This window comes from Nonomuraea zeae, from assembly GCF_005889725.1.
GTDB lineage: Bacteria > Actinomycetota > Actinomycetes > Streptosporangiales > Streptosporangiaceae > Nonomuraea > Nonomuraea zeae.
On record NZ_VCKX01000001.1, the window covers coordinates 92,390 to 108,615 of the forward strand.

8 protein-coding genes (1 of these 8 cut by a window edge) are annotated in these 16,226 nt (G+C 73.3%); 4 read left to right on the forward strand and 4 right to left on the reverse strand.

Features of this window, described 5'->3' with window-relative positions; genetic code table 11:
- The 4 genes in view from ETD85_RS00350 to ETD85_RS00365 are tightly spaced (each overlapping or abutting the next) and all read left to right on the forward strand, a layout consistent with a single transcriptional unit that may run on beyond the window.
- Positions 1–1,619, forward strand: partial view of a non-ribosomal peptide synthetase gene (locus ETD85_RS00350; protein WP_138687521.1) — the 3' portion only. 1,522 nt of this gene lie to the left of the window's left edge; only the last 1,619 of its 3,141 coding nucleotides appear in the window; the start codon falls outside the window, past its left edge; the stop codon is at positions 1,617–1,619.
- Positions 1,616–4,738, forward strand: a complete 3,123-nt coding sequence (locus tag ETD85_RS00355; RefSeq protein ID WP_138687522.1) for a condensation domain-containing protein — start codon at positions 1,616–1,618, stop codon at positions 4,736–4,738. Before ETD85_RS00350 ends, ETD85_RS00355 begins: the two co-directional genes overlap by 4 nt.
- The gene (locus tag ETD85_RS00360; RefSeq protein WP_138687523.1) at positions 4,731–8,564 is read left to right on the forward strand and encodes a non-ribosomal peptide synthetase; all 3,834 of its coding nucleotides are present in this window, start codon (positions 4,731–4,733) and stop codon (positions 8,562–8,564) included. Before ETD85_RS00355 ends, ETD85_RS00360 begins: the two co-directional genes overlap by 8 nt.
- Positions 8,545–9,813 (forward strand): MFS transporter, encoded by a 1,269-nt coding sequence (locus tag ETD85_RS00365; protein WP_138687524.1) that lies wholly within the window; start codon positions 8,545–8,547, stop codon positions 9,811–9,813. Before ETD85_RS00360 ends, ETD85_RS00365 begins: the two co-directional genes overlap by 20 nt.
- Here ETD85_RS00365 and ETD85_RS00370 read toward each other — a convergent pair.
- From ETD85_RS00370 to ETD85_RS62780, 4 genes are read right to left on the reverse strand one after another with little or no spacing between them, the layout of a single operon-like run.
- Complete coding sequence (locus tag ETD85_RS00370) at positions 9,782–10,801, reverse strand: LLM class F420-dependent oxidoreductase (RefSeq protein WP_138687525.1); 1,020 nt, start codon at positions 10,799–10,801, stop codon at positions 9,782–9,784. The two genes, ETD85_RS00365 and ETD85_RS00370, sit on opposite strands and share 32 nt — an antisense overlap.
- On the reverse strand, positions 10,780–11,514 hold the full coding sequence (locus tag ETD85_RS00375) for a thioesterase II family protein (RefSeq protein WP_138687526.1): 735 nt from the start codon (positions 11,512–11,514) through the stop codon (positions 10,780–10,782). The genes ETD85_RS00370 and ETD85_RS00375 overlap by 22 nt, the downstream gene beginning before the upstream one ends.
- Positions 11,511–15,623 (reverse strand): non-ribosomal peptide synthetase, encoded by a 4,113-nt coding sequence (locus ETD85_RS00380; RefSeq protein ID WP_138687527.1) that lies wholly within the window; start codon positions 15,621–15,623, stop codon positions 11,511–11,513. The genes ETD85_RS00375 and ETD85_RS00380 overlap by 4 nt, the downstream gene beginning before the upstream one ends.
- Complete coding sequence (locus tag ETD85_RS62780; protein ID WP_170246433.1) at positions 15,620–15,925, reverse strand: acyl carrier protein; 306 nt, start codon at positions 15,923–15,925, stop codon at positions 15,620–15,622. Before ETD85_RS62780 ends, ETD85_RS00380 begins: the two co-directional genes overlap by 4 nt.
- Between the last annotated feature and the right edge of the window lie 301 nt (positions 15,926–16,226).

The window sequence follows — 16,226 nt, forward strand, 5'->3', positions numbered from 1 at the left end:
TCTGCGCGGAGCGCTCGCCCGAGCTGGTCGTCGCGCTTCTCGCCGTGCTCAAGGCGGGCGGGGCGTACGTGCCGCTGGATCCCGAATACCCGCGGGACCGGCTGGAGTTCATGCTCTCCGACTGCGGCGCACAGGTGCTGCTCACCCAGCGCCACCTGTCGCCCGGCGGGCCGATCAAGGCGGTGCTGCTGGAGGACGACCACGACCTCGACTCCGGCGATCTCGAACCGGTGACCGGACCGGACGACGCCGCGTACCTGATCTACACCTCGGGCTCGACCGGCCGGCCGAAGGCGGTGGTCAACACCCATCGCGGCATCGTCAACCGCCTGGCCTGGATGCAGGAGACGTTCGGCCTGACGGCCGGCGACGTGGTGATGCAGAAGACCCCGACCAGCTTCGACGTGTCGGTGTGGGAGCTCTTCTGGCCGCTGCTGCAGGGCGCCTGCCTCGTCCCGGTACGGCCGGGCGGCCACCGCGACCCCGGCCACCAGCGCGACCTGATCAAGCGGCACGCGGTCACCACGATGCACTTCGTGCCGTCCATGCTCGCCCTCTTCCTGGAGGAGGCGAACATCGAGTCGTGCACGTCCCTGCGGCGCGTGGTGTGCAGTGGCGAGGAGCTGCCGCCCAGGATGGCGGCCCGCTTCTTCGACCGCCTGCCCGGCGTGGAGCTGCACAACCTCTACGGCCCCACCGAGGCGGCCGTCGACGTCTCCTGGCACGCCTGCCGGCCGGGCGAGACGGTGATCCCCATCGGCCGCCCGATGCCCGGCTGCCGCCTGCACGTCCTCGACGGGCACCTGGAGCCGATGCCGGTCGGCGTACCCGGTCACCTGCACATCGGCGGCGTCCAGGTGGCGCGCGGCTACGCGGGCCGGCCGGGGCTGACGGCCGAGCGCTTCGTCCCCGACCCGTACGGCCCGCCGGGCGCGCGCCTGTACGCCACCGGCGACCTGGCCAGGCTGCGCGCCGACGGGGAGCTGGAGTTCCTCGGCCGCATCGACGACCAGGTGAAGGTGCACGGCTGGCGGGTCGAGCTGGGCGAGATCGAGGCGGCGCTGGCCGAGGACGCCCGGGTGCGCAGGGCCGTCGTGGCCCTGCGCGACGACGCGCCGGGCGGGCGCGGGCTGGTGGCCTACGTGGACTGGACGGGCGAGGCCGCCCAGCTGGCGCACGAGCTGCGGACCGGGCTGGCGGGCAAGCTGCCGCCGGCGCTGGTTCCGCAGGCGTTCGTCCGGGTCACCGAGTTCCCCCTAGGCCCGAGCGGGAAGCTCGACCGCGCCGCGCTGCCGCCGCCCACCGGGCCCGGCCGCAGCGATCTGGGCACCACCTACGTCGCGCCGGAGACGCCGCTGGAGGAGGAACTGTGCGCGCTCTGGGGCGAGCTGCTCGGCCGTGACCGGGTGGGCATCGAGGACGACTTCTTCGCGCTCGGCGGGCATTCGCTGCTGGCCGTCCTGCTGATCACCAGGTACCGGGAGGCGTACGGGATCGAGATGGACCTGCGGGTCTGCTTCGAGCTCACCACGGTGGCCGAGCACGCGCTGGCCGTACTGGAACTCCAGCTCGGCGACGTCGAGCTGGACGATCTGCTGGCAGAGGACGCGGACGGATGAGCGAGGTGAGAGGGCGGCTGGCCCGGCTCAGCCCGGAGCAGCGTGCGGCGCTGGAGCGCAAGCTCCTGCGGCAGCCGAAGGCGCGGCCCACCGGCATTCCCGCGCGCAGCGATCCGGACGCGCCGGCGCCGCTCTCCTACGGGCAGGAGCGGCTCTGGTTCCTGCAGCGGCTCGACCCCGCCGACGCCTCCTACAACATGTACATGGTGCAGCGGCTGCGCGGTGAGCTGTCCACCGAGGACCTCGCCGGGGCGCTGAACACCGTGGCGGCGCGGCACCCGATGCTGCGGGCCCGCTTCCCCTCCGTGGAGGGCAGGCCGGTCCAGGTCGTCGAGCCTGAGCTGAAGCTCGATCCGGTGCCGGTCGACCTCGCGGGCCTGCCCGCCTCCGAACGCGAGGCGCGCGCCACGGCGATCGTGGCCGAGCTGACCAACGCCCCGTTCGACCTGGCCACGGGCCCGCTGGTGCGGGTGCACCTGATCACGCTGTCGGCCACCGATCACGTGCTCTGCCTGGTCCTGCATCACCTGGTGGCCGACGGCTGGTCGCTCAAGATCATCTTTTCCGAGCTGGCCGCCTGCTACACCGGGAACGCGGCCGGGCTGGGCACTCCCTCGGCCGACTACCGCGACTATGCGGCCTGGCAGCGGGGCCGCGAGCCGTCGCAGGAGTCCCTGGACTACTGGCGGGCCCAGCTCGACGGCGTGCAGCCGCTCGACCTGCCGGTGGATCGGCCGCGGCCGGCCGTGCGCGAGCCCAGTGGCGACTACTGCGCGCGCCGCATCGGCCCCGAGCTGACGGCCCGCCTGGAGCAGCTGGCCAGGGACGAGCGGTGCACGCTCTTCATGGTCCTGCTGGCCGCCTACCAGCTCCTCCTGGGGGCGCACTGCGGCACCGAAGACCTCACGGTCGGCTCGGTCATCGCCGGGCGCGACCGCCCGGAGCTCCAGGACGTCGTCGGCTTCTTCCCCGAGACGCTCGTGCTGCGCGGCGATCTGTCCGGCGACCCGTCCTTCCGCACGCTGCTCGCGCGGACCAGGGCGACGGTCCTGGACGCCTTCGCGCACCAGGACATCCCCTTCGAACGCCTGCTCAACGACCTCGGCATCCGCCGCGACCTGAGCACGACGCCGCTGTTCCAGGCGATGCTGGTGATCCAGGACAAGGAGGCCTCCGCCCTTCCGCTGCCCGGCGTCGAAGTGGAGATCTTCGACCCCGGGGCGGCGCAGGTGAAGTTCGACCTGATGCTGGACGTCACCCAGTTCGACGGCTCCCTGTGGGCGATGCTGTCCTACGCCGGCGACCTGTTCGAGGAGGAGACCGCGACGCGGTTGCTGCGGCGGTGGGAGCGGGTGCTGGAGACGGTCGCGGGCGACCCGGGCGCGCCGCTGTCCGCGCTGCGCGTGGCCATGCTGCTGCCCGAGGACCGGCCGCCGGTCCTCGACACCCCGCAGCCGCCCGCGCGCGACGTGCTCGACCTCTTCCAGGAGCGCGTCCGGCTGGCGCCCGGCGCGCCGGCGGTGAGCCACGGCACCCGCCGGGTCACCTACGCCGAGCTGGACGCCATGGCCACGGCGCTGGCGGGGCGCCTGTCCGAGGCCGGGGTCGGCCCGGACACGGTCGTGGGCCTGCGCGCCGGACGCTCGGTGGAGCTGATCGCCGGGATGCTCGCCGTCGGCAAGGCAGGCGGCGCCTACCTGCCGCTCGACCCGGCCTACCCGCCGGAGCGGCTGCGATGGATGGCGGCGGACGCGGGCGCGGCCCTGGTGCTGGACGAGGACGACCTGTCCGAGCCGGGAAGATCATTCCGGGCCGCGGCGCCGGGCTCGCTCGCGTACGTGATCTACACCTCGGGCTCGACCGGGCGCCCCAAGGGCGTGGAGGTGCCGCGCGAGGCGCTCGCGTCGCGGGTGAGCTGGATGCGGGAGCACTACGAGCTCGGGCCGGGCGACCGCGTCCTGCAGTTCGCCTCGCCGAGCTTCGACACCCACGCCGAGGAGATCTACCCGGCGCTGGCCGCCGGCGCGGAGCTCGTTCTGTGCCCGGACGAGCCGCTGCCCGACTTCCTGAAGACTCCCGAGGGTGCCGCGCTCACCGTGCTGGACCTGCCCACGTCGTACTGGCAGGAGCTGGTGGCCATGGGCGTCGCCTGGCCGCCCGGGCTCCGGCTGCTCATCCTGGGCGCCGACCCGCTGCCCGGCCCCGCCCTGGCCTCCTGGTACGACTCCGGGCCCCCGGGCGTCCGCCTGATCAACAGCTACGGCCCCACCGAGACCACGATCATCGCCGCCACCGCCGAGATGGACCCCGCCGAGGCGCTGCGCCGCCCGACCGTGGGCGTCGCCCTGCCCGGCACCACGCTTGAGGTGCTGGCCCCCGACGGGCTCCCGGTGCCGCCCGGTGTCGCAGGTGAGCTGCACATCGGCGGCAGCGGCCTGGCGCGCGGTTACCGGGGCGCGCCCGCCCTCACGGGCGAGCGCTTCGTCCCCGGCCCTGACGGCTCGCGCCGCTACCGCAGCGGCGACCGGGCCCGCTTCCGGCTGGACGGCAGGCTGGAGATCCTCGGCCGCCTGGACCGGCAGGTGAAGGTGCGCGGTTACCGCGTGGAGCCGGGCGAGGTGGAGTCCGTGCTGCTCGCCCACCCGTCGGTACGGCAGGCCACCGTGGTGGTCCGCGACGACCGCCTGATCGCCTACGCCGTCCACGACGCCGGGGACGCGTTACGCGATCACCTCGCCGCCGAGCTCCCTCCGCACATGGTGCCCAGCGCGATCGTCTCGCTGGATCGCATCCCGCTGACCCCCGGCGGCAAGGTCGACCAGAGTGCGCTGCCCGCGCCGGGCCAGCCGCCGAGCGCGACGTACGAGCCGCCGACCGGCGCGGCCGAGGAGCTCGTCTGCCTGGTCTGGTCCGAGGTGCTGGGGCTGGAGCGGGTGGGCGTGCTGGACGACTTCTTCCAGCTCGGCGGCCACTCGCTGCTGGCCACCAGGACCACGGCCCGCATCGCCGCGGCCATCGAGCTGGAGGTGCCGCTCAAGCTGGCCTTCACCCACCCGACGCCCCGCCTGCTGGCCGCGGCGTTGGAGCGCCTGGCCGAGGAGGCCGACGAGCGTGAGTGAGCGGCGTGCGCGCGTGGAGGCCCGCTTCCGCAAGGCCCTGGCGGGCCTGAACACCGGCACCGGCACCGGTACTGGCACCGGTACTGGCACCGGCCCCGGCGCTGACACCGGCGCCGCGGAGGAGATCCCGCGGCGTGCCGCGGGCAGCGATCCGCCGCTGTCGTTCGCGCAGGAGCGACTGTGGTTCATGGAGCAGTTCGCCCCCGGGACGAGCGCCTACGTGCTGCCCGTGTCGGCCAGGATCCACGGCCCGCTCGACGCCGAACGGCTGCGGCAGTCGCTCGACGCCGTGGTCGCCCGGCACGAGAGCCTGCGCATGACCTTCCCCGCCGGCCCCGACGGGCGGCCGGTGGTGCGGGTGGCCGATCGGGTACGTGTCCCGCTGCGCGTCGTGGACGTGACGACGGAGGCGGCGGCCAGGCAGGTGCTCAGCGCCGACGCCGCGCTGCCTTTCGAGCTGGCGACCGGCCCGCTGCTGCGCGCCACCCTGGCCCGGCTGGCGCCCGGTGACCACGCGCTGCTCGTCGCCGTTCATCACATCGTCGCCGACGGCTGGTCGGCCGACCTCATCCTCCGCGAGCTCCTGACGCCGCCGGAGCGCGGTCCGCGGCTGGGTTTCGGCGACTACGCGGTGTGGCAGCGGGAGCGCCTGAGCGGCACGCGGCTGGCCGACGACCTGGCGTTCTGGCGCGGCGAGCTGGACGGGCTGCAGGTGCTCGAGCTGCCCCTGGACCGGCCCCGCCCGCCCCGGCAGGGCTTCCGGGGCGGCTGGCACGACGTTGAGCTGGACGTGGCGGCGTTCCGCGAGCTGTGCCGGGCCGAGGGGGCGACGCTCTACATGGGGCTGCTCGCCGCCTTCCAGGTGCTGCTGGCCCGCTGGTCCGGCATGAGCGGCTTCGCGGTGGGGTCGCCGGTGGCCGGGCGGAGCAGGCCCGAGTTCGAGGACATGGTGGGGCTGTTCGTCAACCTGCTCCCGCTGCGGGCGCGGCTGGCGGGCGATCCCGGGTTCGCCGAGTTGCTGCGCCGTACGCGGGATGGGGCGCTGGAGGTCTACGACCACCAGGAGCTGCCCTTCGAGAAGCTGGTCGCCGAGCTGGACCCCGAACGCGATGTCAGCCGCCCGCCGCTGGTGCAGGTGCTGTTCGCGCTGCAGAGCTATCGCGACGGCGGCGAGGGCTTCGAGCCGGACAGCACGACCACCCGGTTCGACCTGGAGCTCTACGCCGCCGAGCGGGGTGAGCGGCTGGGGGGACGCTTCGTCTACAACAGCGAGCTGTTCCGGCCGGAGACGATCGAGCGGCTGGCGCGGCGGTTCGCCGCGCTCCTGCGTGCGGTGGTGGCGGCGCCCGACGTGCCGGTGGGCCGCCTGGACATCCTGCCGGCCGAAGAGCGCGAGCAGCTCGCGCGCTGGAACGCCACCGCCCGGGAGCATCCGGGCGGGCTGCTGCACGAGCTGGTCTTCGAGCAGGCCGAGCGGACGCCGGAGGCGACGGCGCTGGTCTTCGAGGGCGACCGGCTGACCTACCGCGAGCTGGCCGAGCGGGCCCGCGCCGTGGCGGCCGGGCTGGACGTGCGGGTGGACCAGCCGATCGGCGTGTGCATGGAACGCGGCCTGGACCTCCCGGTCGTGCTCCTCGGGGTGCTGGCGGCGGGTGGCGCCTACCTGCCGCTCGATCCGGGCCACCCGGCGGAGCGGACGCGCGGCATGCTGGCCGACGCGGGCGCCGGCCTGGTGCTCACGGCAGCGGACGGGCATGCGGGCCCGGCACCCGTCGTGCGGGTGCACGAGGACAACCTGGCCTACGTCATCTTCACCTCAGGATCCACCGGACGCCCGAAAGGCGTGGGCGTCTCCCACCGGGCGATCGTCAACCGGCTGCGCTGGATGCAGGACACCTTCCAGCTCACCCCGCAAGACCGCGTCCTGCACAAGACACCCACCACCTTCGACGTCTCGGTCTGGGAGCTCTTCTGGCCCCTCATCACCGGCGCCACCATGATCATCGCCAAGCCCGGCGGCCACCGCGACACCGCCTACCTCCGCGACCTCATCAAAACCGAACAGATCACCACCACCCACTTCGTCCCCTCCATGCTCCAAGCCTTCCTCGAAGAAGACGACATCCAGCCCCCACCACGGATCATCTGCTCCGGCGAAGCCCTCCCACCCGGCCTCGACCTCCCCGGCCTGCACAACCTCTACGGCCCCACCGAAGCCGCCATCGACGTCTCCTGGCACCCCTGCCAGCCCGGAGAGCCGATCGTCCCCATCGGCAAGCCGGTCGACAACACCACCCTCCACGTCCTCGACCAGCACCTCCGCGAAGTCCCCATCGGCACACCCGGCGAGCTCTACCTCGGCGGCATCCAGCTCGCCCGCGGCTACCTGGGCAAACCAGCACTCACCGCCGAACGCTTCCTCCCCGCACCCAACGGCCAACGCCTCTACAAGACCGGCGACCTCGCCCGCTGGCTGCCATCCGGCGAGCTCGAATACCTCGGCCGCACCGACCACCAAGTCAAGATCCGCGGCATGCGCGTCGAACCCGGCGAGGTCGAGGCCGCCCTGCGCGCGCAGCCGGGAGTGCGCGACGCGGCCGTCACGGCGTACGAGCAGAGCCTGGTCGGCTACGTCGTCGGCGACGTGCCCGACCTCCGTGACGTCCTGCCCGACCACCTGATCCCGCGCCGGTGGGTGCACCTGGACGCCCTGCCGCTCACCCGCAGCGGCAAGCTCGACCGGGCCGCGTTGCCCCCGCCGGAGACAGCGAGCGGCCGGCCGTACGTGCCGCCGCGTGACGAGGTGGAAGCGCGCCTCGCCACGCTCTACGAAGAGGTGCTGAAGGTGCCCGCGGCCGGGATCCTGGACGACTTCTTCGAGCTCGGCGGCCACTCGCTGAGCGCCCTGCGGCTGGCCGCCCGCATCCGCCAGGAGCTGGGACGCAGCCTGCCGGTCGCCGCCCTCCTGGCCGCGCCGACGATCAGCGCGCTGGCCAGGGTGCTCCGCCAGACCGATGACCTCGCGCCGCCCAGCCACGTCGTGCCGCTCAACCCGGACGGCGACCGTACGCCGATCTTCTTCATGCACGCGCTCGGCGGCCAGGTCTTCCGCTACCACCCGCTGGCCCGCCGCCTCGGCCCCGACCAGCCGGTGTACGCCATCGCCGCGCGCGGGCTCGTGCCCGGCGAGGAGCCGCACGCCACGCTCGCCGAGATGGCCGACGCCTACGTGGCCGACCTGCTGGAGGTACGGCCGGCGGGGCCGTACGTGCTGGGCGGGTTCTGCATCGGCGGGAACATCGCTCTGGAGGTGGCCAGGCGCCTGCGCGAGCGCGGCGAGCAGGTGCCGCTCGTCGTGCTCTTCTACGCCGATGCCGAAGAGCCCGTGGCCGGCGCGTCGCTGGAGGACGACACGGTCCTGCTGTTCCACGCGCTGGCCGGCGGGCCTGAGGAAACCCTCGGGCTGGACCCGGCCGAGCTCGCCGCCCAGCCGCCGGAGGAGCGGCTGCTGGCGGTCATGGGCGCCGCCTCGGCCGCCGACCGGCTGGCCCCCGACACCGCCGAGGTCGAGCAGGCGCGCCGCTACCTGGCCGTGTTCCGGGCCAACGCGCACGCGGTCGGCGGCTACCGGCACGAACCCTACGACGGCGACATCGCGCTCTTCGCGCCCAGGCGCGAGGACGGCACCTGGTCCTCCGTCGCCAAGGGGCGGTTCGCGCACGTCCCGATCCCCGAGGAACGCGTCCCGATCCTGTACGAACCCCTGGTCGCCGGAGCGGCCACCGAGATCAGAAGGTGGATGGATCATGGCATCCCCGACCAGTGAACAGACCAGCCTGTGGCGCAACGGCAACTTCCTGCGCCTGTGGGCCGGGCAGAGCCTGTCGCAGTTCGGCTCGGCGATCACCTATTTCGCGATCCCCGTCATCGCGGTCACCGTGCTGCACGCCTCCGAGGAGGAGATGGGCCTCATCGGCTTCCTGCTCCGGGTTCCGATGGTGCTCTTCCTGCTCTTCGGCGTGCTGGCCGACCGGGTGCGCAAGCGGCCCATCCTGATCTGGACGGACGTGGCGCGCTTCGTGCTGCTGATGCTGATCCCCATCGCGTGGTTCGCCGACATGCTCACGCTGGCCTGGATCTACGGCGTCATCTTCGCCATCGGGCTGCTCGGCACGCTCTTCCAGACGGCCTACCGCAGCTACTTCCCGTTCCTGGTGCCGCCGGAGAACTTCCTGGAGGGCAACTCCAAGCTGCAGCTGACCGAGTCGACCGCCCAGACGTTCGGCCCCGGCCTGGCCGCGGCGCTGCTGAAGGTGATCTCCGCGCCCGCGCTGCTGGTCATCGACGCGGTGTCGTACCTGGCCTCCGCGATAGCGGTGGCGCTGATCAAGCGGCCGGAAGCGCGGCCGGAGCCGGACGACACCACCGCCGGGCAGGTGCACAAGGCGATCTGGCAGGGCATGGGCTGGGTGTTGCGGCACGAGCTGATCCGGCCGCTGGCCATCTCGTCGGCCGTGTACTCGCTGTTCATCCTGGGCTCGATGAACTCGATCTACGCCCTGTACGTGATCCGTGACCTGGGCGTGCCCGCGGCCTGGTTCGGCAGCATCCTGGCCGGTGGCGGCGTGGGCTCGATCATCGGGGCGCTGCTGGCCGTCAAGGTGATGCGGCGCTTCGCGATCGGCGGGGTGCTGCTGTGGTCGATCGTGTACGGCAACCTCGCGCTCTTCCTCATCCCCCTCGCCACCGGGCCGGTCTGGGTCTCGGTGACCATGCTGGTCGCCGCGCAGCTGATCAGCGGCGTCACCTCGCAGATCTTCTTCGTCACCAACACCACGCTGGTGCAGACGATCACCCCGCCGCGGTTGCAGGGCCGCGTGGTGGCCTCGATCTACTCGCTGGGCCTGATCCCCGCCCCGCTGGGCGCTCTGGGCGCGGGCCTGCTGGCCGGCGCCCTGGGGACGCGTACGGCGCTGTGGGTGGTCGTCGCCATCGGCGCGCTGGTGCCGATGGCGGCGATGGCCTGGTCGCCCCTGGCCAAGCTCAAGGAGATGCCGGCGCCAGAGCCGCAATGAGCCGTAGCTGGCGGCTGCGCAGCCGCCGGGTGGGCGTGACCAGGCCGACGATCAGCGTGGTCGCGCCCGCCTCCTGGTAGGCCGCCATCCGCTCGCGCACCTTGCCCGCGGGGCCGCACATGGTCATCGCGTCCACGAGCGCGTCGGGCAGCATCGTCATGGCCTCGCCCTGCCGCCCGTCCAGGAACGCCTCCTGCATGCGGGCGGCCTCCTGCTCGAAGCCGAGCGTGGCGGCCAGGCGGTTGTAGAAGTTGGTACGGCGCGAGCCCATGCCGCCGAGATAGAGGGCGAGCATGGGCCGCATCATGTCGTAGGCCAGCTCCTGGTCCTCCTCGACCAGCGTGAGCACCATGGGCGCGATGTCGAGGCCGTCGCGGTTCAGGTGCTTGGCCATCTTGGCCAGGTGGTCGGGCGGGAAGTGGATGGCCAGCCAGCCGTCGGCGAGCTCACCGGCCAGCGCGACGGTCTTGGGTCCCATCGCGGCCAGGTAGACCGGCAGCCGGTCCTGCACCGGCGAGACGGCCAGCGTCAGCTCCTTGCCCTCGCTGCCGGGCAGGGGCAGCGTCATCGTGGCTCCGTCGTGCCGCACCGGCTCGCCGCCCAGCGCCTTGCGCACCACCTGGAGGTAGTCCCGAGCGCGGGCCAGCGGCCGGTCGAAGGGCTCGCCGTGCCAGCCCTCGACCACCTGCGGGCCGGAGAGGCCCACGCCCAGCCGGGCGCGGCCGCCGGAGAGCTGGTCGACGGTGGCCGCCGTCATCGCGGCGACCACGGGTTTGCGTCCCGACATCTGGAGCACGCCGGTGCCCAGCGCGATGCGCTCGGTCTGGCCCGCGATCCAGGCCAGCAGGCTCGCCGGGTCGGTCCCGTAGGTCTCGGCCGCCCACACGGACGAATAGCCCAGTGCCTCCGCCTCTCGTACCAGCGCCAGGTGGTCGGCCGGGCCGAGGCCCGCACCGCCCCAGTAGCTCATGCTGTAACCGAGGCGCATCCCATCTCCTCAGCGATCGTGGCTGCCAGGGCGTCCGGAGTCTCCTCGGCCAGCCAGTGGGTGGAGTCGAGCTCCTTCAGCGCGGGCCTGTGCACGCTCTGCCGCCGCCAGCCCAGCAGGCCGCCCCTGGTCAGCGAGGCGTCCCGGACGCCGTACAGGACGGAGATGGGCACCGGCAGCGGTGGCCCCGGCCGGTGGTGATAGCCGGCCAGCAACCCGAAGTCGGCGCGGAGCGCCGGCTCCAGCACCGGCCAGAGCGCCTCCCGATCGGCCAGCTCCGGCGGGACGCCGCCGAGGGCGATCAGCTGCTCCCAGAACAACCACGACGGCAGCGACGGCAGGCGGCGCAGCAGCAGGGTCACGTCCGGCGCGGCGAACGAGGCCACGATCAGCCGTTCCGGCCGGCCACCCAGCTCGACCACGCGACGGCAGACGAGAAAGGCCAGCAGCGCCCCGCTGCAGTAGCCGAACAGCGTGTACGGCTCGCGCCACCCGGCGAGGTCGCGCGCCAGATCGTCGACCAGCCCGTCGAGGTCGGTCCGTGGCTCTTCGGCAAGCCTGGCCTGGCGCCCCGGCAGGTTGACCGCCCACAAGCCCACCTCGGGCGGGAAATGTCCGGCGAGCTCGCCGAGCGAGGCCGGACCGCCGCCCGCGTGCGGGAAGGCGACCAGCGCCCGCTCCCCCTCCTTGACCTGTGCGAACCACGGCGTCATCGGGCCTCCCCCAGATGCAGGGCCAGTTCGGCCGGTGTCGGATGGTCGAACACGGCCCGTACCGAGACGGCCCGCCCCGCCAGCTCCTCCAGCGGGCGGATCAGCCGGACGGCCAGCACCGAGTGGCCACCGTTGAGGAAGAAGTTGTCGTGCGGCCCCAGGCCGGGCCGCTTCAGCGCGTCGCGCCACAGCGCCACCACCTGCCGGACGAGCCCGTCGCCCGCCTCCCGCGCCGGGGCGCCGTCCTCGTCGGGCACGACCAGCTCGCGATAGGCGATCTTCCCGTTGGCGGTGGTGGGGAGCCTGCCGGTGATGATGTAGCGGGTGGGAACGGCGTAGTCGGGCAGCCGCGTCCTGGCGAAGCGCCACAGCTCCCCGTCAGCGGTCCGGCCGGTGGTCCCGAGGTCAGCGGCTCGGCCGGTGACCTCGAGATCAGCGGCCCGGCTGGTGAGCCCGAGGTCAGCGGCTCGGTCGATGAGCTCTAGAAAGGCGACGAGGCGTCCGTCGCTCTGCGGGTCGCCGTCGAGGATCACCGCGGCCGTCCGTACCGCCTCGTGCTCGTGCAGGGCCGCCTCGACCTCGCCGAGCTCGATGCGGTGGCCGCGCAGCTTGATCTGCCTGTCGTCACGGCCGAGCAGCTCCAGCGTGCCGTCGTGGCGGATCCGCGCGCGGTCGCCGGTCCGGTAGAACCGGCCGTACCGGTCGTGGTGTCCGAAGCGCTCCGCCGTCAGCTCCGGCCGGTTGAGGTAGCCCGCGCTCACCCCCGCACCGGCGACGCACAGCTCGCCCGGCACGCCCGGCGGCAGCTCGCGGCCCGCGGCGTCGGTGACGAAGATCTGGGTGTTGGCCAGCGGCTCCCCCGCGGGGACCGGATCGAGCGGCGGCTCGCGCAGCTCGGCGGCGGTGGACCAGATGGTGGTCTCCGTGGGCCCGTAGACGTTGAACAGCCGGCAGCCCAGCTCCAGCAGGTCCCTGGCCAGGGCGGCAGGCATCGGCTCGCCGCCGCACAGTACCGTGCGGCCGGCCAGCTCCCGCCCGGCTTCCGGCGCGATCAGCCGCCACGCGGTCGGCGTGGCCTGCACCACCTGGACGTCGGCCGCGGCGATCAGGCCCAGGAGCCTGCCCGGCTGCAACTGGTCCTCGTCCGAGGCCACCACCACGACGCCTCCGGAGGCCAGCGGCAGCAGCAGTTCCAGCCAGGAGATGTCGAAAGAGGTGGTGGTGGACCACAGAACGCTCGTGGGCGCTCCGAGCCGGTCGGCGAAGTCGAGCACCAGGTTCGTCAGGTTCTCGTGCGTGACCTGCACGCCCTTGGGCCGTCCGGTGGAGCCGGAGGTGTAAATGACATAGGCGATATTGCCGTACTCGGGTGGCTCCGGTACTCCCAGCGTGCCGGGCATCGGCGCGACCGGCGTCTCACCCGCCCACGGCGGCATGCCCGCCGCGACGACCAGCCGCGCACCCGAGTCGGCCACCTGGTAGGCCAGGCGCGCCTCCGGTTGCCGCACGTCCAGCGGCAGGAACGCCGCTCCCGCCTGCCATGTGCCCAGCACCGCCGCCACCAGGTCCGCCGAGCGATCCAGGGCCAGGGCCACGACGTCGCCGCGCCGTACCCCTCTCTCGTGCAGCAGGTCGCGGACCGCGGCCGCGCGCCCCAGCAGCTCGTCATAGCTGACCTCGCGCCCGCCCTCGCGCACCGCCACGGCCGGGCCGGGCGCGATGCGCTCGACCAGCGTGCCGGGCCAGGTGCGGCGCGTGCCGTTGACCCGGTCGAGCAACGCCCGGTCCGCCGGCGAGAGCACGTCCCGCACCCCGCCGCGCGCCGCCTGCCGCACCACCGCGCACATCCTGGCCGCGAACGCCGCGATCTCGTCCTCGTCGTGCACCTCGGTGCTGTGCCCCATCCGGACGGTGAGCCGATCCGGCTCCTGGATGACGTTGCACTGCAGGTCCAGGCGGCTGCGGTCGATGAGGTCCTCGACGTATCCGGGCACCTCGCCCTGGATGTGCACCTTCTCGTCGCTCCAGGGCCGGTAGTTGAACATGTGCCGGAACAGCGGGACCCGCCAGTCGTCCGTGCCGTGCCCGCGGCGGGTCAGCACCGCCTCCACCGAGGCGTCGGCGTGCTCGATCCCCTCCGCGAAAGCCTCCTCCACGCGCCTGGCGACCTGCTCGAAGTCGTCGTCCAGCTCGACGTGGACGCGCAGCGGCAGCGTGCTCACGGCGTAGCCGACGCGCTTGCGCTCCTCGCCCGTCCTGGTGCTGACCGGCATGCCGATCACCAGGTCCGGGCCGGCGCCGTGCCCGCGCAGCGTCAGCAGGAAGGCGGTGGCCAGCACGATGTTGCCGGTGGTGCGCAGCGTGGCCCGCAGCTCGTCCAGCGCCGCCACCGTCTCGGCGTCGACCCGCCACGAGCAGGTGTGTCCGGCGAACGTCGGGCGGCCCGGCGAGTGCCTGCTCCCCGGCAGCACCATGGACGCGGGGTCCACGCCGTCGAGCCGGTCCAGCCAGTAGCCGATCGACTCTTCCGACGGCTCCCCCGGCTCCAGCATCGGCGCGGGCCCCGCCAATTCGGGCGGCAGCGTGCCGTGCCCGGTCTGGCTGTCGTAGAAGCGGCCCAGCTCCTCCACCAGGACTTGCAGGGAGATGCCGTCGATGACGATGTGGTGGCCGGCCAGGCACACCACGGTCCCGGCGCCGTCGGGCAGGGTGAAGTGTCCCACCCTGATGAGCAGGTCGCGGCCCAGGTCGAAGGGCTCGTCCAGGAAGGACCGCAGGTCAGCGACCAGCGTCTCCTCCGTCGTGGCCCGCACCTCGACCTTCAGCTGGGCGTCCTGGGGCGCGACCAGGTGCCTGACGGGCGTCCCGCCGACCACGGGGAACCGCAGGCGTAGCGCCGGATGCCGCTTGACCAGCCGGTTCACCGCGATCTGCAGCGGCAGCCTGCGCAGCGGTGTCTCGAACCTGAGCGCCACCGCCAGGTTCGACACGCCGCTGTCCGGCGCGAGCTGCTCCAGAACCCAGAAGGAGTACGGCACCGCCGGCAGCGGGCGCGGCTCCTCCACGGAGGCGGGCAGCTCCGGCTGCGGCCGCGGGATGGGGAGGCGTTGCAGCGGGTGGTCGGGGTCGAGCGTGGCCCAGTCCACCCGGCCGCCGCCGGTCCAGAACCTGGCCACGGCGGCCAGCAGCCCCGCGAGATCGCCACCCACCCGGACCTCGGCTCCGGCCGTCCCTTGCGCGAGGCCGCCAAGCTCTTCCCCGCTCGGGAGGTGCGCGAGGCCGCCAAGCGCCTCCCGCAGCGGAGGGCGCGCGAGGCCGGCGAGCGTCTCCTCCAGCGGGCGGTCACTCGTGAGGAGGGCCGGGTCCGGGGGTTCCGCGCGGATGCCCCAGGCGGCGAGGGTGGCGGCCAGCCCGTAGGCGGTGGCGAAGGCGGGTGGCGGCTCTACACCTCGCGCTTCCAAAGCTTCTTCGCACACGTCCACCGCCTCGGTGAACACGCGCTCCACCCCGTACAGACCCGCCGCCTCGTCGGGGAAGGACAGGCGGACCGGCTCCTGCTCGTAGGCGTGCTCGCGGCCCAGCGCGAGAGCGGCTTCCGCGGCGCTCCGGCAGACCACCGCGCCTCGCACGGGGTGGTGGACGCGTCCCTGCTGCAGGGTGCCCGTCGCGTCGGCGTAGCGATCCTCCGGCAGTCCGGCGAAGAACCCGGCCAGGGTACGCCGTACCGACTCGGCCTCCTCCTGCGTGCGGCCGGACCACACGACCACGCGCGGGCGGCCGTCACCCGGGGCGTGCACCGGCGGATAGCCCTCCTCGACCTCCAGGTCGTCGGGCCAGATCACCCGGTGCACCAGGTCGCCGTCGAGCAACGCCCGGTCGAGGAGCCGCAGGACCAGGGTGCCGCGCAGCGTGCCCGGTGGCAGCTCGCCGGCGTCGGTCACGGCCAGCTCGCACTCCCTGGCCAGCAGCGCCGCGCAGGCCTTGCCCACTCCGCCGTACAGCCGGACGACCTGCGCCCCTGGATCGTGCCCGGCCTCCTCGGCCGCCCCCACCTCCTGCGGGAAGCGCCCCATCGCGATCACGGCGATGGGCTGTTCGTGAGGGGTCACAGACCGTCCTTACGGATCCTGGCACGCACGTCGCGGCGGCTGCCGCCCAGCGGGCGGCGGCGGGCGCCGTCCTGCCTGGCGGGCGCCTGGCCCTGCGTGATCAGGTGCGAGAGTGCGCGCAGGTTCGGGTGGGTGAACATCGCGGTGACCGGCAGGCTCAGGCCCAGTGTGCTGGTGAGCTCCTCGTGCAACGCGACCAGGGCGAGCGAGTCGAGACCGGCTTCGAAGAAGTTGAGATCGGGATCGAGAGCGCGGCCCAGCCTTCGCTCCACGAGAGATGCAACCGCGTCGGCCTGGGTCATCCGGCGTCCTTTGTCTAGCCTGCGATCGGACGGGATCACCGTCCGCCTCCCAGCATCCTTACCGAGCGCCATAATCCACCACAAGCCCGTATTTTTCGGGATTTCGGAGCCTGGTGCGCGGCTCCCGGCGTCCGGCGGGCTCCTGCCTGGTGATCGCGGTGGTCGGGTGACCGCGGACGGCCACCAGACGCGGCACTCCACCGCCTCGCCCACAGGCACCCCGGCGTCCGTCAGCACGCGCAGGACCGACATCCAGACCAGATCGACCGCCTCACCCGCGGTCACCGTGCCGTCGGGAGCG

What these genes read in the sequence shown, in the direction of transcription:
- ETD85_RS00355 (WP_138687522.1), top strand. Translation starts at nt 1,616, where the DNA reads ATGAGCGAGGTGAGAGGGCGGCTGGCCCGGCTCAGCCCGGAGCAGCGT.
- ETD85_RS00365 (WP_138687524.1), top strand. Translation starts at nt 8,545, where the DNA reads ATGGCATCCCCGACCAGTGAACAGACCAGCCTGTGGCGCAACGGCAAC.
- ETD85_RS00370 (WP_138687525.1), bottom strand. Translation starts at nt 10,801, where the DNA reads ATGCGCCTCGGTTACAGCATGAGCTACTGGGGCGGTGCGGGCCTCGGC.
- ETD85_RS00375 (WP_138687526.1), bottom strand. Translation starts at nt 11,514, where the DNA reads ATGACGCCGTGGTTCGCACAGGTCAAGGAGGGGGAGCGGGCGCTGGTC.
- ETD85_RS62780 (WP_170246433.1), bottom strand. Translation starts at nt 15,925, where the DNA reads ATGACCCAGGCCGACGCGGTTGCATCTCTCGTGGAGCGAAGGCTGGGC.